Source organism: Halorubrum sp. SP3, from assembly GCF_005435195.1.
Taxonomy (GTDB): domain Archaea; phylum Halobacteriota; class Halobacteria; order Halobacteriales; family Haloferacaceae; genus Halorubrum; species Halorubrum sodomense.
Map to the genome: position 1 here is coordinate 88,798 of NZ_SGTU01000005.1, position 15,312 is coordinate 104,109.

At 71.4% G+C, this 15,312-nt stretch carries 18 protein-coding genes and 1 pseudogene; 10 read left to right on the forward strand and 9 right to left on the reverse strand.

The window, feature by feature from the left end; all coding sequences use genetic code 11:
• Window positions 1-31 precede the first annotated feature (31 nt).
• Entirely contained in the window at window positions 32-841 is an 810-nt protein-coding gene (locus EXE42_RS05540) for a hypothetical protein (protein ID WP_137706056.1), read from the forward strand.
• Between the two features lie 30 nt (window positions 842-871).
• On the opposite strand, the gene EXE42_RS05545 is transcribed toward EXE42_RS05540, so the two are convergent.
• The 3 genes and pseudogenes from EXE42_RS05545 to EXE42_RS05555 all read right to left on the reverse strand — a co-directional run bounded on the left by EXE42_RS05545 (window position 872) and on the right by EXE42_RS05555 (window position 2,340).
• Window positions 872-1,735 carry an aldo/keto reductase gene (locus tag EXE42_RS05545; RefSeq protein WP_137706057.1) on the reverse strand — a complete coding sequence of 288 codons (864 nt, stop codon included), beginning with the start codon at window positions 1,733-1,735 and terminating at the stop codon, window positions 872-874.
• Window positions 1,736-1,809: 74 nt separating this feature from the next.
• Window positions 1,810-2,072: pseudogene (locus EXE42_RS20760) on the reverse strand (type II toxin-antitoxin system RelE/ParE family toxin).
• On the reverse strand, window positions 2,065-2,340 hold the full coding sequence (locus EXE42_RS05555; RefSeq protein WP_137706058.1) for a ribbon-helix-helix domain-containing protein: 276 nt from the start codon (window positions 2,338-2,340) through the stop codon (window positions 2,065-2,067). The pseudogene EXE42_RS20760 and the gene EXE42_RS05555 overlap by 8 nt, the downstream one beginning before the upstream one ends.
• Window positions 2,341-2,458: 118 nt before the next feature.
• Here EXE42_RS05555 and EXE42_RS05560 point away from each other — a divergent pair, with 118 nt between their 5' ends.
• The 5 genes from EXE42_RS05560 to EXE42_RS05580 all read left to right on the forward strand — a co-directional run bounded on the left by EXE42_RS05560 (window position 2,459) and on the right by EXE42_RS05580 (window position 6,557).
• Complete coding sequence (locus EXE42_RS05560) at window positions 2,459-2,947, forward strand: Lrp/AsnC family transcriptional regulator (RefSeq protein ID WP_137693341.1); 489 nt, start codon at window positions 2,459-2,461, stop codon at window positions 2,945-2,947.
• Complete coding sequence (locus EXE42_RS05565) at window positions 2,944-4,083, forward strand: pyridoxal phosphate-dependent aminotransferase (protein WP_137693342.1); 1,140 nt, start codon at window positions 2,944-2,946, stop codon at window positions 4,081-4,083. The genes EXE42_RS05560 and EXE42_RS05565 overlap by 4 nt, the downstream gene beginning before the upstream one ends.
• A gap of 19 nt (window positions 4,084-4,102) precedes the next feature.
• Window positions 4,103-4,423: an antibiotic biosynthesis monooxygenase gene (locus EXE42_RS05570; protein WP_137706059.1), complete on the forward strand. Its 321-nt coding sequence runs from the start codon at window positions 4,103-4,105 to the stop codon at window positions 4,421-4,423.
• 115 nt (window positions 4,424-4,538) lie between these two features.
• A complete protein-coding gene (locus tag EXE42_RS05575) occupies window positions 4,539-5,741 on the forward strand; it encodes an acyl-CoA dehydrogenase family protein (RefSeq protein WP_137706060.1) in 1,203 nt (400 codons plus the stop codon).
• 69 nt (window positions 5,742-5,810) lie between these two features.
• Window positions 5,811-6,557 (forward strand): sensor histidine kinase KdpD, encoded by a 747-nt coding sequence (locus EXE42_RS05580; protein WP_137706061.1) that lies wholly within the window; start codon window positions 5,811-5,813, stop codon window positions 6,555-6,557.
• A gap of 51 nt (window positions 6,558-6,608) precedes the next feature.
• Here EXE42_RS05580 and msrB read toward each other — a convergent pair whose 3' ends face one another.
• Complete coding sequence (gene msrB / locus EXE42_RS05585) at window positions 6,609-7,046, reverse strand: peptide-methionine (R)-S-oxide reductase MsrB (protein WP_137693345.1); 438 nt, start codon at window positions 7,044-7,046, stop codon at window positions 6,609-6,611.
• 186 nt (window positions 7,047-7,232) lie between these two features.
• Between msrB and EXE42_RS05590 the strand changes: the two genes are divergently transcribed.
• Window positions 7,233-8,420 carry a Xaa-Pro peptidase family protein gene (locus EXE42_RS05590; protein ID WP_137706062.1) on the forward strand — a complete coding sequence of 396 codons (1,188 nt, stop codon included), beginning with the start codon at window positions 7,233-7,235 and terminating at the stop codon, window positions 8,418-8,420.
• A gap of 105 nt (window positions 8,421-8,525) precedes the next feature.
• Window positions 8,526-9,710, forward strand: a complete 1,185-nt coding sequence (locus EXE42_RS05595) for an MFS transporter (RefSeq protein ID WP_092923240.1) — start codon at window positions 8,526-8,528, stop codon at window positions 9,708-9,710.
• A 38-nt stretch (window positions 9,711-9,748) separates the two neighbouring features.
• On the opposite strand, the gene EXE42_RS05600 is transcribed toward EXE42_RS05595, so the two are convergent.
• Entirely contained in the window at window positions 9,749-9,985 is a 237-nt protein-coding gene (locus tag EXE42_RS05600; RefSeq protein WP_008442562.1) for a hypothetical protein, read from the reverse strand.
• A 71-nt stretch (window positions 9,986-10,056) separates the two neighbouring features.
• Between EXE42_RS05600 and EXE42_RS05605 the strand changes: the two genes are divergently transcribed.
• Both EXE42_RS05605 and EXE42_RS05610 read left to right on the forward strand, forming a co-directional pair.
• Window positions 10,057-10,443, forward strand: coding sequence for a hypothetical protein (locus EXE42_RS05605; RefSeq protein WP_092922279.1), 387 nt, complete (start codon window positions 10,057-10,059; stop codon window positions 10,441-10,443).
• Window positions 10,444-10,515: 72 nt separating this feature from the next.
• The gene (locus EXE42_RS05610) at window positions 10,516-11,163 is read left to right on the forward strand and encodes a hypothetical protein (RefSeq protein ID WP_137706063.1); all 648 of its coding nucleotides are present in this window, start codon (window positions 10,516-10,518) and stop codon (window positions 11,161-11,163) included.
• Between the two features lie 108 nt (window positions 11,164-11,271).
• On the opposite strand, the gene EXE42_RS05615 is transcribed toward EXE42_RS05610, so the two are convergent.
• From EXE42_RS05615 to EXE42_RS05630, 4 genes are read right to left on the reverse strand one after another with little or no spacing between them, the layout of a single operon-like run.
• Entirely contained in the window at window positions 11,272-11,874 is a 603-nt protein-coding gene (locus tag EXE42_RS05615) for a CDP-alcohol phosphatidyltransferase family protein (RefSeq protein ID WP_137706064.1), read from the reverse strand.
• Window positions 11,875-11,900: 26 nt separating this feature from the next.
• Window positions 11,901-12,458, reverse strand: coding sequence for an adenylate kinase family protein (locus EXE42_RS05620; RefSeq protein WP_137706065.1), 558 nt, complete (start codon window positions 12,456-12,458; stop codon window positions 11,901-11,903).
• Entirely contained in the window at window positions 12,455-13,549 is a 1,095-nt protein-coding gene (gene hisC / locus EXE42_RS05625) for a histidinol-phosphate transaminase (protein WP_137706066.1), read from the reverse strand. Before hisC ends, EXE42_RS05620 begins: the two co-directional genes overlap by 4 nt.
• A gap of 25 nt (window positions 13,550-13,574) precedes the next feature.
• Window positions 13,575-15,176, reverse strand: coding sequence for a GTPase (locus EXE42_RS05630; protein WP_137706067.1), 1,602 nt, complete (start codon window positions 15,174-15,176; stop codon window positions 13,575-13,577).
• Between the last annotated feature and the right edge of the window lie 136 nt (window positions 15,177-15,312).

A 15,312-nucleotide genomic window follows, 5' to 3' on the forward strand; every position in this document is an offset into this window, starting at 1 on the left:
CGTTTTTGAGGCCGGAACGCGAACCGCCGCTATGGCGCAGCCCTCCAGCGATCGCTCAGATCCCGACTCGCCGGAATCGCTCGTCGAACGAACCGCCTCGCACCTCGGGCGGCTGTTTCCGCTCGCGCTCGTCCCGCTGGCTACGGCGCTGTTCCGCGCCCGGGAACTGCTCGCGACGGGACGGACGAACGGGGTCTCGCTCCGCGCCTCGTTCCCCGTCTACCGGTACGACCTCTGGAGCTTCGTCGACGCGCCGCGCGGCGGCGGCGTGACGGTGTCGCTCCCGTTCGGGGCCGTCGATCCGCTGCCGCTCCTCGTCCCCCTGATCGGCGCGTACGTCGTCGTCTCCGGCGCGTTGAGCGCGGGGTATTTCGGGAGCATCGCGGCCGGGATCACGACCGGTCGGTTCGACTTCACCGCCGGCGTCCGGCGGTTCGGCGTCCGGATGATCCTCCTCGAAGCGCTCGTGGTCGCCGCGCTCGTCGCGCTGTTCCTCCCGCTGGTCGTCGTCCCGCCGCTGTTCGTGGTCGCGGTCCTCGCGGCGCTCGTCGTCTCGTACCTGTACTTCCCGACCGTCTACGTCATCGCCCTGGAGGACCGCGGGATCGAGTCCGCTGCGCGGCGGGCGCGGGCGCTCGTGGACGAACACCGACCGCTCGGCTTCTTCCTCGCCGTCGCGGTCGTCACGGCGCTCTGTTCGGTCCCCGTGAGCCTCCTCGCGCACGCCGGCCCCGGCGGCGCGGTCGCGGCCGCGGTCGTCGCCGCGCCGCTGGGGCTCGCGTTCAACGTCGCGACCGCGCTGAAGGTCGCCGAGATGGCCGGGATCGAGACCGTCGGGTAGCGGTCGTCGGTCGTCGACCGAGCCGTTCGCTCACTGCGGGTCGACGGCGTTCAGCGTCGCCAGGTCCTCGTCGGTGAGCGTCAGATCCGCGGCGGCGAGGTTCGAGTCGAGGTGCTCGACGCTCGACGTGCCCGGGATCGGGAGCGTCACGTCGGAGTGGTCGAGCAGCCACGCGAGCGCGACCTGATGCGGCGTGGCGTCGCGGCGCTCCGCGACCTCGTCCAGCGCGTCGCCGGCGTCCCCCTCGTCGACTGCGTACATCGGGCCCCACGGGATGAAGCCGACGTCGCGGCGCTCGCAGGCGCGCAGCACGTCCTCGTCGTCGCGGTGGCCGACGTTGTAACGGTTCTGGACGGTGGCGATATCGACGATCTCCGTCGCCGTCTCCAGCTGCTCGACGGTGACGTTCGAGAGGCCGACGTGGGCGACCTGGCCGGCGTCCTTCATCTCCGCGAACGCGTGGACCGACTCCTCGAAGTCGGTGTCCGGGTCCGGCCGGTGGTACTGGTAGAGGTCGATGGTGTCCGTGCCGAGCCGGTCGAGGCTACACAGCACCTGGTTCTTCAGGAAGTCCGGGTCGCCGTGGGGGAGCCAGTCGCCCTCGCGGTTGCGGAGCAGTCCGGCCTTCGAGGCGACGACGACGTCGTCGGGGTCGCCCAACGCCTCGCCGATGAGCCGCTCCGAGACGCCCGGGCCGTAGGAGTCGGCGGTGTCGACGAAGTCGACGCCGCGGTCGACGGCGCGCCGGAGCACGTCCTTCGCCGCCGCCTCGTCGTCCGGGCGGCCGACGATATCCTCGCCCGTGACCCGCATCGCGCCGAAGCCGAGGCGGTTGACTGTCAGTTCGCCGCCGACGTCGAACGTCTCGCGTCCGCCGGTGGTGTTGGAAGCCATGGGTCACCGATCTCGCGCCACGCGGAAAGCCGTGGGGATGCCGGAAGGAGAGGGAGAGGAGCAGCAGTGAGCGGTCAGGGCGGGAGGTGTCGGTCGTACACGTTCCGGCGGTGACCGACGGCCTCGACGCGGATGAGGTCGGCGCTCCGGTCCCACGTGACGATGGCTCGGTAGTCTCCGGCTCGGAGCTTGTGGTACGGTAGCCGGAGAGCGGTTCCAACCGGTGCTCGGTCCACCCCGTCGCCTCGTCGACCTTGTTCATAATCCGGTCGGCGGCTTGCGGATCGAGTGATTCGAGGTGAGAGAGCGCCTGTTCGGTGTACTCGACCTCAGTCATCCAGGCCCAGTCGCTCGCGTCCCTCGTCGGCCGACACCGTCTCGTCGCGGTCCGCCTGCTCGCGGCTCTCCGCCAAATCAGACAGCGTCTCCTCGGAGAGCGTCACCGACGGGTCCACCCAGTCGCGCAGCGCGTCGCGGATCGCTTCGGACTTACTCGCGTACCCCCGCCGTTCCCACTCCTCGTCGATACGGTCCAGCAGGGACTTCGGAACCCGGACGTTGATCTTCTCCATCCGGTCGTCGCCCGCGTCTGTGTCGGTGCTCATATTGTGTGATACAGTGGTACCACTGAAAAGCGTTCGGGGCGCACGCACCCGACGCCCCGCCGCTCGTCCGTGTTGCGCCCGTCGCTACTCATAAACCGCCCCCGCGCGATCGTGAGGTATGGACGCCGAGCGCGAGGTACTCGACGTGTTGGCGCGGAACGCCCGCGAGGACATCGACGACATCGCGGCCCAGACGGGCCTCGACGCGGCGGCGGTGGCGGACGCGATCGACGCGCTGGAGTCGAACCGCGTCGTCCACGGCTACCAGGCCGTGATCGACTGGGACCGCGTCGACGAGGGGAAGATCCGCGCGGTCGTCGAGATCAACGTCGAGCTCGACCGCGAAACGGGGTACGAGCAGGTGGCCGACCGAATCGCGAAGTTCCCCGCGGTCGACGCCTTACACCTCGTTTCCGGCGACTACGACTTCGCCGTCGAGGTGCTCGGCGAGAACATGCAGGATGTCTCCGAGTTCATCTCCGAGCAGGTCGCGCCGATGCCGGCGGTGACCCAGACGGTGACCCACTACATCATGGAGACGTACAAGGACGGCGGGATCCGGTTCGAGGACGGCGACGACGACGACCGCCTCTCCGTGTCGCCATGAGGCTCTCGGACCGCGCGCGCACCCTCCCGGAGTCGGGGATCCGGAAGTTCTTCGAGCTCGCGGAGGCGCGCGACGACGTCATCTCGCTGGGCGTCGGCGAGCCGGACTTCTCGGCCCCGTGGACCGCCCGGACCGCGGCGATCGACTCGCTCGAACGCGGGAAGACCTCATACACCGCGAACCGCGGGATGGCGGCGCTCCGCGAGCGGATCGCCGACCACCACGAGCGCTACGATCAGTCGTACGAGCCGGAGTCGGAGATACTGGTCACCACCGGCGCGAGCGAGGCGGTCGACCTCGCGTTCCGGGCCCTGGTCGACCCCGGCGACACGGTCGCCGTCCACGAGCCGACGTACATCTCCTACGGCCCCGGAATCGAGCTCGCCGGCGGCGAGCAGCTGACGGTGCCCACGCGGGCCGCGGACGACTTCGCGCTCACCCGCGAGGCGTTGGAGGCCGCGGGCGCCGGCGACGCCGACCTGCTGGTGTGCTGTTACCCGAACAACCCCACGGGCGCGACGATGACCGACGAGCAGTTGGCCGAGGTGGCCGCGTTCTGCCGCGACGAGGACCTCCGCGTCGTCGCCGACGAGATCTACGCCGCGCTCACCTACGGGACGGACCACGCCTCGATCGCGACGCAGCCGGGGATGCGCGAGCGGACCGTCGTCGTCAACGGCTTCTCGAAGGCGTACGCGATGACCGGACTCCGACTGGGGTACGCGCTGGGCCCGACCGACGCCATCGACGCGATGAACCGCATCCACCAGTACACGATGCTGTCGGCGCCGACGACGCCGCAGTACGCCGCCATCGAGGCGCTCGACCGGTGCGACGACGAGGTGACGGAGATGGTCGAGGAGTACGACCGCCGGCGGCGGCTGGTCGTCTCCCGGTTCAACGAGATGGGCCTCGACACGTTCGAGCCGGGCGGCGCGTTCTACGCGTTCCCCGAGTGCGGCGGCGACGACGAGGCGTTCGCCGAGGCGCTGCTGGAGGCGGAGGGCGTCGCGGTCGTCCCCGGCTCCGTCTTCGGCGCGGGCGGCGAGGGCCACCTCCGAGTCTCGTACGCGACCTCGATGCGCGAGCTGAAGGAGGCGACCGACCGGATCGCGGCGTTCGTGGAGGGCCGATGACCGAGTTCGTGGAGGGCCGATGATCGACAGGATCTGGCACGGCTGGACGACTCGGGAGAACGCGGACAAGTACGAGCGACTGCTCCGTGAGGAGATCCTCCCCTCGTTCGCGGACGCGGACAACGACGGCTACCGGGGCGCTCGAATACTCCGCCGCGAGGCCGACGCCGACGAGGTCGAGTTCGTCACGATCCTCCGGTTCGACTCGGTCGAGTCGGTGAAGCGGTTCGCGGGCGAGGAGTACCGGGAGGCGCACGTTCCGCCGGCGGCCCGCGAGGTGCTGAAGCGGTACGACGACCGCGCGCGCCACTACGAGGTGCGCGAGGAGCGCGAGTACTGAGCGGCGGTCTCGGATCGCTCCGCCGCCGGAAACGCGGCACAAATAAACGAACAACTCTTCTCGAATTCATCGCCGTTCGCCAACGATTATCACGTTCGATCCTGTTCGTCGGGACATGGAGTTCCAACTGACCGACGAACAGAAACAGCTTCGCGAGGAGGTGCGGAAGTTCGCGGACGAGGAGATCCGACCGGTCGCGACGGAGTACGACGTCGACGAGGCGTACCCCCACGAGGTGATGGAGAAGGCGGCCGACATGGGGCTGCTCGCGCCGCACGTCCCGGTCGAGTACGGCGGGATCGGCTACTCCTCGCTGGAGAACGCGATCCTCACCGAGGAGCTGTTCGCCGCCGACCCGGGGATCGGGCTCTGTATCTCCAGCGCCGGCTTCGGCGCCGAGGCGCTGATGGAGTTCGGCACGGAGGCACAGAAGGAGCGCGTCCTCCCCGAGGTGACCGCGGGCGACGCGGTGATGGGCTCGGCCATCTCGGAGCCGCAGGCGGGTTCGGACGTCACCTCGGTCGCGACGCGCGCCGAGAAACGCGAGGCGCGAAGCGCCTCGGAACGGAGCGGCAGCGCCGCGGAGAAGGACGGCGACGAGTGGGTGATCAACGGCTCGAAGATGTGGATCACGAACGGCACCGTCGCGGACTACTTCGTCGTCGTCTGCGAGACGGACCCCGAGGTCGACGACCGCTACTCCGGCTATTCGCAGATCCTCGTCGAGGGCGACCGCGACGGGCTCACCCGCGACAAGATCACCGGGAAGCTCGGGATCCGCGCGAGCGACACCGCGGAACTCAGGTTCGACGACGTACGGGTGCCCGAGGAGAACCTGATCGGCCAGCGCGGGATGGGGTTCCTCCAGCTGATGCAGTTCTTCGACGAGACCCGCACCGCGGTCGCGGCGCAGGGCGTCGGCATCGCCCGCGGCGCCGCCGAGCGCGCGTTGGAGTACGCCGAGGAGCGCGAGCAGTTCGACCGCCCGATCAGCGACTTCCAGGCGATCAAACACAAGCTCGCGGAGATGCACACGAACACCGAGGCCGCCCGCTGGCTCACCTACCGCTCGGCGTGGGCGGTCGACAACGAGGCCGGCGACCTCACCGCGCTCGCGTCGATGGCCAAGGAGTTCGCCTCGCGCACCGCGGTCGAGGTCGCCGACGAGGCGGTCCAGGTCCACGGGGGCGCCGGCTTCGTCAACGACCACGACATCGAGCGGCTCTACCGCGACGCGAAGATTACTCAGATCTACGAGGGCACCACGGAGATTCAGAAGAACATCGTCGCCCGCGAGCTGCTCGACGAGGGGATGTAACCCCGCCGTCGGGAGGACGCGTCGGGAGCGACCGGTACGTAAAAGCGACGGGGGAGCGTACAGATCCTCATGAGCGAGGAGGCGAACGCTAAACCGGACCGCGAGGCGGACGCGGATGGGGATCTCAGCCCCGAAGAGCGTCTCAAGCGGCAGCGAGACGACCTACAGCTGTTGAACCAGGTGATGCGCCACGACATCCGCAACGACCTCCAGCTCGTCGGCGCGTACGCCGAACTGCTCGACGACCACGTCGACGAGGAGGGGAAAGAGTACCTCGACGTGATCAAGCGGAACACGGAGAGCGCCGTCTCGCTCACGACGACGGTCCGGGACCTCGCGGAGGTGATGCTTCGAGAGGACGCCGAGCCGAGCCGCGTTTCGCTCGACCGGGTTCTCTCACAGCAGGTCGAAGAGGTCCGGTCGGCGTACTCCGAGGCCGTCTTCACGGTCGAGGGGTCGTTCCCGGAGGCGGACATCGTCGGCGACGAGATGCTGAGTTCGGTGTTCCGGAACCTCCTGCGGAACGCGGTCCAGCACAACGACGAGACCCCGCCGAAGGTGACTGTGTCCGCGACGGTCGACGAGGCCGACGGCGTCGCGGAGGTGCGGATCGCGGACAACGGACCGGGGATCCCCGAGGACCAGCGCCACGAGATATTCGGGAAGGGCGAGAAGGGGCTCGACAGCCCGGGCGCCGGGATCGGGCTCTACCTGGTCCGATCGCTCGTCGAGATCTACGGCGGCGACGCGCGGATCGAGGACAACGAGCCGAAGGGCGCCGTCTTCGTCGTCCGGCTCCCGCTCTGTGACGCCTGACCGGACGGGATCCACCGCGCCCCCGATCCCGGCCCGGTCCTGCCGTCCGAGCTACTCGTCGTCGTACTCCATCGCGACCGAGTTGATACAGAACCGCTTCCCGGTGGGCTCGGGGCCGTCGTCGAACACGTGGCCGAGGTGCGAGTCGCAGTTCGCACACCGGACCTCGGTCCGGCGCATCCCGTGGCTGGTGTCGACCGTCGTCGTCACGGACTCCTCCTCGGCGGCGTAGAAGGCGGGCCAGCCGCAGCCGGACTCGTACTTCGTCTCGGCGTCGAACAGCACCGTGCCGCAGCCGGCACAGCGGTACTCCCCGTCGTCGGGGAGGTGGTCGACGTACTCCCCGGAGAACTTCGCCTCCGTGCCGCTCTCGCGAAGCACGCGGTACTCCTCCTCGGAGAGCCGCTCGCGCCACTCCGCGTCGGTCAGTTCGTCGGGGTCGGTCGGCGTCGAGCCGTCGGCCGCGTCGCGCTCGCCGGTTTCGCTCATACCACCGATACGAGCCCCACGCCAAAGGCCGTTGCGGCGGTCCCGGCAGACGGACGGAGACGGACGCGACCGACGCGTCGGTCAGCCGGCCCCCGTGAGATTCCCGCCTGCTCGGACGGTTCGACGCCGGACCCCCGAGGGTTCCGCGAGGGCAATCGATTTGGGCCTCGCCCGAGCAGTTCGGGTATGAACCGAACGCGACTCGACGACCGCCTCGCCGACATCGACGCGGACGGCTACCTGCTCGACGCCTCGCAGGAGGACGCCAACCAGCTGTACCTCTCCGGGTTCACCGGGCACGACCCGTTCCTCACGCTGTACGCTGACGGCGAGGTCCACGTCCTCGTCAGCGGGTTGGAGTACGGCCGCGCGAAGTCGGAGGCGACGGCCGACACGGTGGAACGCCACGCCGACTACGACTACGAGTACGGCAGTCGCGAGGAGAAGAACGACATGTACGCGGCGTTCGTCCGCGACAAGGGCGTCGACGCCGTCTCGATGCCGCCCCGCGGCCCGGTCGGCACCGCCGACGCCCTCCGCGAGCGGGGCGTCGAGGTCACCGTCGACACCGACGACCGCCTTCAGGCGGTCCGGGCGGTGAAGACCGACGACGAGATCGACGCGATCCGTGAGGCACAGCGCGCCAACGAGGCGGCGATGCGGGCCGCGGAGGCCCTGATCGCCGGAGCCGACGTGGCTGGCGAGGACATCCCCGCAAACGGCGGCGTCGAGCCCGGCACCCTGCTCCGCGATGGCGAACCGCTGACGAGCGAACGCGTGACCGAGGAGATCGAGGTGACCCTCCTGCGACACGGCTGTGCGCTCGACGAGACGATCGTCGCCGGCGGCGCGCAGGCCGCGGACCCGCACGACCGCGGCTCGGGCCCGCTCCGCGCGAACGAGGCGGTCATCGTCGACATCTTCCCGCGGTCGAAGGCGACGAAGTACAACGCCGACATGACGCGGACGTTCTGCGTCGGCGAGCCGGGCGAGGCGCTCCGCGAGTGGTACGACCTCACCGAGCGGGCGCTGGACGCCGCGCTCGACGCGGTCGAGCCCGGCGCCACCGGCGAGGAGGTCCACGCCGCCGCCTGCGAGGTGTACGAGGAGGCCGGGGAACCCACTTTCCGGACCGATCCCGAGACCGAGACGGGGTTCATCCACTCGACCGGCCACGGGATCGGCCTCGACGTCCACGAGTCGCCGCGGCTGGCGAACGGCGGTGAGGAGCTGGAACCGGGGCACGTGATCACCGTCGAGCCCGGCCTCTACGACCCCGAGGTCGGCGGCGTCCGGATCGAGGACCTCGTCGTCGTCACCGAGGACGGCTACGAGAACCTCACCGACTACCCGATCCGGTTCGCGGCGGAGTGAGCCCGGGACGGTGGAGACGCGGGCGTCGGGGGCGACCGCCGCCCGACACCCGGCCCGTCTGACCGCGATCGGAAGCCGCTTTGACCCGTGTCGGGAACGGCGACCGTGAACTGGCGGTACGAACACACGGCGCTCGCGCTCTGTACGCTCGCGTTCACGGGGACGATGGTGGCGCGGCTCGTCGTCAGCCCGCTCGTGCCGGAGATCACGACCCGGTTCGACGTGACCAACGGCACCGTCGGGCTCGCGCTCAGCGGGATGTGGCTCACGTACGCGCTGACGCAGTTCCCCTCCGGCGTCCTCGGCGACCGCTACGGCGAGCGCCGCGTCATCCTCGCCGCCGTCGGCGCCACCGCGGTCGCCTCCGTCCTCCTCGCCGCGTCGCCGTCGATGCTCGCGTTCGGGCTGTTCGCGGCCGCGCTGGGCGTGGGCGCCGGCCTCCACTACTCGGTCGCGACGACGTTCCTGACGCGGCAGTTCGAGGACACCGGCCGCGCCGTCGGCGTCCACGTCGCCGGCGGGCCGCTCGCGGGGCTCGCCGCGCCGCCGGCCGCCGCGCTCGTCGGGTCGCGGTACGGCTGGCGCGCCGGCGTCCTCCTCGGCGCCGTCGTCGCGGTGCCCGTGTTCCTCCTGTTCGCGTGGAAGGTCCGGCCGACCGAGCCCCTCCGTCCCGACCAGCCGATGGGGGAGCGGTTCGCGCTGGGGCCGCTCGTCGAACTGCTCTCACGGCCGCGGATCCTCTATACGACCGCGCTGGCGACGATGGGCGCGTTCACGTGGCAGGCGACCGCCTCCTTCCTGCCCACGTTCCTCGAGTTCGGGACCGGCCTGTCGAGCGCGCTGTCGGCGCTGCTGTTCTCCGTGTACTTCCTCGTCCACGGCGGCACCCAGCCGGTGACCGGCTCGGTGTCCGACCGGATCGGTCGCGACGCCACCGCGATGGTGACGATGGGCGCCGGCGTCGTCGGCTACGGGACGCTCGTCGCGGCCGCGACGCTCGACCTGGGGCTGCCGGTCACGGTCGCAGGGGTGGGGTTCGTCGGCCTCGCGATGTCGTGGGGTGCGCCGGTCCAGTCGCGGTTCATGGACCTGTTGTCCGACTCGGAACGGGGCGCCGGCTTCGGGCTCGTCCGGACCGCGTACATGGTGACCGGCGCCACCGGCAGCGTCGTCGTCGGCGCCGTCTCCGACGCCGCGGGGTGGCCCGTCGCGTTCGGCCTGCTCGCCTGCGTGATGGCGCTCGGGCTGGCGACGCTGTCGGCGAACCGGCTGCTCGGGCTGGGGTACTGAACCGAAAAAAACGAGAACACAGAGCGCGCGACGGCGTCTCAGAGCCGGTCGTCTTCGATGCTGCCCGGGTCCTCCGCGGTGTCGAACATGTTGTTCTCGGCGCCGTCGAGCATCTCGTCGCGTGGGTCGTCGTCGACGACGCTCACGTTGTACGCCTCGATGCCGGACGCGATGAGGTCCTCCGCGGCCTGCTCCTCGGAGACGAACTCCTCGTCCGCCAGCTGCTGAAACTCCGCGTACACGTCGTCCGAGAGGTTCAGCTCGAAAGTGGGCATACCTCCCGTTCCGACCGGACACTTTTAAATCGTTCCCTCGTTGCGTGAGGCGTCCGGCGAGGCCGCTTCACGTGACCGACGACAGCGAAACCGTGATCGAGGCGTACGACGACGGCCACCGAATCGTGCGCGAGGCCCGAAACCGTCCCGACGCCTACCACTTCGACGGGCCCGGCGGTCGGATCGCGTCGTTCGAGCTCCCGGAGGCGGCTCGACTGTACGCCGACCTGTACGCGATCACCGACGGATTCGACGAGTCGCAGACCGGAAGGCGGGGCGTCCCGCCGAGGATCGCCGGCGCCGACGAGGAGATCCGAATGACGTACCTCGCCGTCCGGTTGTCGATCGCGTACGCCGCAGCTGCGTTCGAGGTCGACGAGCCGGTCGTCCGCGACGCCGTCAACGCCGTCCACGAGCGGGCGGCGACCCTGCGTTCGCGCTCGGACGAGAGCGGCTGAGGGCCGGCCGCCGGCGACGGCCCGAACATCTGCGGGGTCAGGGGTACCCGGGCGGCGTACCAACGCACGCGCATGCCCGGCTTCCCGTCTCCCTTCGGCGACGACGACGACCTGTTCGACGGCTACGACGAGTTCGTCGCGGAGAACCTCCCGCGACCCGGCGAGTTCCTCGACGGGCACGACGTGCTCGCGGGAGCGGACCACCTCGCCTTCCACCGGCTCACCCGCGACTGTTTCGAGGAGCGGACGGTGTACGACATGACGTTCGACTACAACCTCGCGCGGCTGAACCTGGACACGCGCCACGGGGACGCCGGCTTCCGCTACGCAGTCGAGCGCGCCGGCGCCTCCGACGCGGTCGACCCCGCCCAGGTGGACGAGGACGCGGTCGACGGCGGCGAGGTCGACCGCGTCCTCCGGGCGGAGTTCACACCGACGACCGCGTTCTGCCCGCAGACGCACACGCTGACGATCGGCGCGTTCCGGGCGTGGAACGGGCTCTCCGACCGCCACGAGTACGACCTGGTCCGGGTCCGCGCGGCCCCGATGCACGACCAGAGCGAGGCGGTGAACGACCGGCTCGCGGAGCTGGAGGAGTCGTACCTCGAAACGGGCGACGTGGAGGCCGAGGGAGGGGAGTCGTTCGGCGTCGGATCGAATCCGACGAGCGGAACGGGGGACGCGAGCGCGGGCGGCCGCTCGACCGACGCGCCGTTCTGAAGCCGCGGCGGAGGCAGGGTCGCCGCGGGGATTAGCTTGATATAGGCGCTAAGCCCCCGCCCTCAAGGAGCGAACGGCGTCAGCCGTGAGCGAGTAGGGTAGGGTAGTTCACAGGTCCCGCCAGGCGCCGAGGAACCGCTGGACCGCGGTGAGGTGCCCGACGGCGGCGAACAGCGCGAGCAGGAGGCCGACGACGTTGAGCCCGGCGACGACTGGCGCCGAGTACACCGCGGCGACGACGCCGACGATCCCCGCCAGCGCGAGGCGGTCGGCGCGGCCGAGCAGCCCGCCGTACTCGCGCCCGATGCCGACCGCCTGGATCTGCGTGCCGAGGTAGGAGGTGAGGAGGACGCCCGTGACGGCGGCGAAGCCGAGCGCGTACGCCTCGATTCCGGCCGTGAGCCCCGCGATGATCGCCACGTCGGCGTAGCGGTCGAGGACGTGGTCGAGGAAGTCGCCGCCGTCGGAGGCGACTCCCTGGTGGCGGGCGAGCGCCCCGTCGACCACGTCGAGCCAGCCGTTGAGGAGGACGAGGAGCGCGCCGGCCGCGTACAGCGGCGCCGACCCGGCGGCGAAGGCCCCGGCGGCCGCGACGGCGACGAGGAAGGCGATCACGCTCACCTGGTCGGGCGAGAGGCCGAGCCTGTCGGCCGTCGACACCCACGGGCCGAGGAGGCGGTCCGCCACGGACCGGTACTGGTCGAGGGTCATCTACCGTCTCGACGGTCGCGGCCGGCTCATATATAATCGATGAAGTCCACGGTGCCGGCGCTGGGCTCGCGCTCCCCCTCGACCGCCGCGCGGATCGCGTCGGCCACCGCCTCGGGGTCGCGGTCGGTCGCGTCGACCTCGTAGACGTTCTCGGCGCCGTGCTCGGCGACCGCCTCCGAGAGGATCACGTCGAGCGCCTCGCTCTCGGCGTTCTCGGCGGCGGTCTCGGGCGACTCGCCGCGCTCGCGGAGCCGGGACTCGATCGTCTCGGGGTGACAGCGCAGTACGACGACGCGGTCGACGTCGAACCGGTGCGCCAGGTGCGAGTCGAGGACGCCGGCCCAGTCGCCCAGGTCGGCGCGGACCGCGTCGAGGTCGGCGACGAGCGTGTCGCGGTCGTCGTCGCGCTCGCTCCAGAGGTCGTCGTCGGACTTGATCCGGTCGTTGAGGTGGATCACGTCGTACTCTCCGTCGAGCAGCGCCGTCGCCGTCGTCTTGCCCGTGCCCGGGGTTCCCGTCACGGCGACGCGGTCGGCGCGGTCGGTGCGGGAGCCGTCAGCGGACTCGTTTCCCTCACCGCTCACGCGCGGACACCGAGTTCGAGATCCGCCAGCGTCTCGTTGAGCAGGTCGACGGCCTCGCGGGTCTCCTCGCGAGTCCCGGTCGAGATCCGGACGTGTTCCGGGAGCCCGAACGAGGTGCAGTCGCGGATGATGACGCCGCGCTCCTGGGCCGCCTCGGCGACGCGCTCGCCGTCACCGACCGCGGCGAGGACGAAGTTGCCCGCGGAGTCGACGGTGGGCGCGTCGAGTTCGCTCTCGATGTGCTCGCGGGCCCAGCGCGCCGTCTCGACCGACTGCTCGACGTGGTCCGCGTCGTCGAGCGCGGCGAGCGCGGCGCGGCAGGCGAGTTCGTTGGCCGCGAACGGCGTGTTGACGCGGGCGTACGCCTCGCCCCACGCCTCGGGGACGACGCTGTAGCCGATCCGGAGCCCCGCGAGGCCGTACGCCTTCGAGAAGGTGCGGAGGACGGCCACGTCGTCGCGCTCGTCGACGAGCGGGATCGCGCTGTCCACGTCGGCGAACTCGCCGTACGCCTCGTCGACGACGACGAGCGTCTCCGGCGCGGTCGCGTCCGCGATCGCCTCGACCTCGTCGAGGGGCATCGTGGAACCGGAGGGGTTGTGCGGGGAGGTGACGTAGACGATCCGCTCGCCGCCGTAGGCGCGCAGGACGGTCTCCGCGTCCTGCGCGAAGCCGTCGTCGGGGGTGAGTGCGTACTCCGTTACCTCGCCGTGGTGGTATCGGGTGGACATCGCGTAGTAGGCGAAGCCGGGGCTGGGCACCAGCGCCTCGTCGCCCGGCTCGAGGGCGGCGCGCGAGAGGTAGTCGATCGAGCCGTCGGCGCCCGGCGACACCCACACCTGCTCGTCGTCGACGCCCCACCGCTCGGCGATCTTCGCGGTGAGGTCCGTGTGCGAGGACTTCGGGTACTGGTTCACCCGGTCGGCGTGTTCGCGGATCGCCTCGACGGCCGCCGGGCTCGGCCCGTGCGGGTTCTCGTTCGAGGAGAGCTTGATCAGGTCGTCGGGGTCGAGCCCGCGCTCGCGGGCGACCTCCTCGACGCCCCGCCCGGGCACGTACGGCGAGTGATCGGAGAGATCCCGTGGTTCCATGCCACCGGGTCGGGGACGGGCGGGCTTAAGCGTGGTCTTGACCGCCGGACGGGCCGCCGTCGTCGCCCTCGCCGCGGTCCCTCTCGCCGTCGACGCGCCCGCCCTCGCCGCGGTCCCTCTCGCCGTCGACGCGCCCGCCCTCGCCGCGGTCCCTCTCGCCCCCCGCTAGCCGCCGCTCCGCCTCGGCGACGACGGCGGGGCGGCCCGCGAGCTCGACGGCGATGGTCTCGCTCCCGTAGCCGACGTCCGCGACGACGCCGCGGTCGTACGCCCACGAGAGCGCGGCCTGCGCGGCGCCGCCGTTCGGGGCCTCGACGGACGCCGTCGCGGTCGGGAGCGCGTCCGCGACCGCGTCGGCGAGGTCGCCGAGCCCCGTCCCGTCGCGGACGCTGACCGGAATCGGCGACCGGAGGGCGTTGACGACGGGGGCGCCCCGCGGGTCCAAGTCGGCGACCGCGCCCTCGTAGGCCGCCACCGCGGCCGCGAGCCCGTCGGGTCCGACCTCGTCGGCCTTCGACAGCACGGGGATCACCGGCCCCTCGGTCGCCTCGATCGCGGACAGCGACGCGCGGAGCTTCCGGCGGAGGTCCGCGGGGTCGTCGCTCGCGTCGGCGACGAGCAGCGCGCAGTCGGCCGCTCGGATCGCGTCGATGGTCGTCCGGAACGAGCGCACCGCCTCGTGGGGGAGCCCGTCGAGGAAGCCGACGGTGTCGGTGACGAGGGCGCGTCGCCCGCCGACCGTCGCCCGCCGCGTCGTCGTGGCGAGCGTCTCGAACGGGCGGTCCGCGACCGCGAGCGCTCCGTCCCCGTCCGCCGGGCCTCCCTCGCTGGCGTCGGTGAGGTCGGCGTCGCGAGGCGCGGCTTCGTCCCCGAACTCGGGGTCGTCCGACTCGTCGGCGAGCCGGCGCGCGAGCGCCGACTTCCCGGCGTTGGTGTACCCCGCCAGCGCGACGAGGTCGAACCCGGCGTCGCGGCGCTCCGCCCGCCGGCCGGCGCGGTCGTCGGCGATCTCGTCGAGCGCGCGCTCGGCGGACTCGATCCGCTTCTCGACGTCAAGGACGCGGCTGTCGCCCTCCGGCCGGAGGCGCACGTCCTCGCCGGAGTCGCGGGCGATCGCCTCCCGGAGCCGGGGCAGCTCGTAGCGCAGGCGCGCCAGCTCCAGCTGGCGGTTGGCCGCCCGGGAGTCGGCGGCGTCGGCGAACAGCTCCAAGACGAGCCGAGGGCGGTCGATCACCGCGGTCCCGGTCGGGAGCAGGTCGCCGAGCGAGAACGTCTGTCCCGGCGAGAGGCTCCCGTCGTAGACCACGGCCTCGGCGTCGGTCTCGGCCGCGAGCCGCATCAGATCCTCTGCCTTCCCGCGGCCGAGGTCGTAGGTCGGGTCCTCGCGGCGCCGCTGGGTCACTTCGCCGACCACCGCGTAGCCGGCCGCGGCGGCGAGGTCCCGGATCTCGGCCGTGTCCGGGAGGTCGTCGTCGGCCCGCGCCGCGACGACGGCGGGGGACGCGTCCGGAGCGGCGGACTCGAGGACGGAGGAGCCGGAGTCGTCTGTGTGCGCGTCGTCGTCCGCGTGAGCGTCGGTTTCGATCGATTCGGCGGTCTCGTTCGTCGTAGCGTCGTCTCGTGACATTCGGTCGGGCGCTCGCGTCGGCCCGGAGAGGGGAGCGTCTCGCGCTCCGGTCGCGGCTCTGCGGCGCGGGCGACGGGCTCCGCCTCGCGAAGCGGGGCGGCCGCGTCGCGCCGCGGCGGTACCGTCACGAACCGGC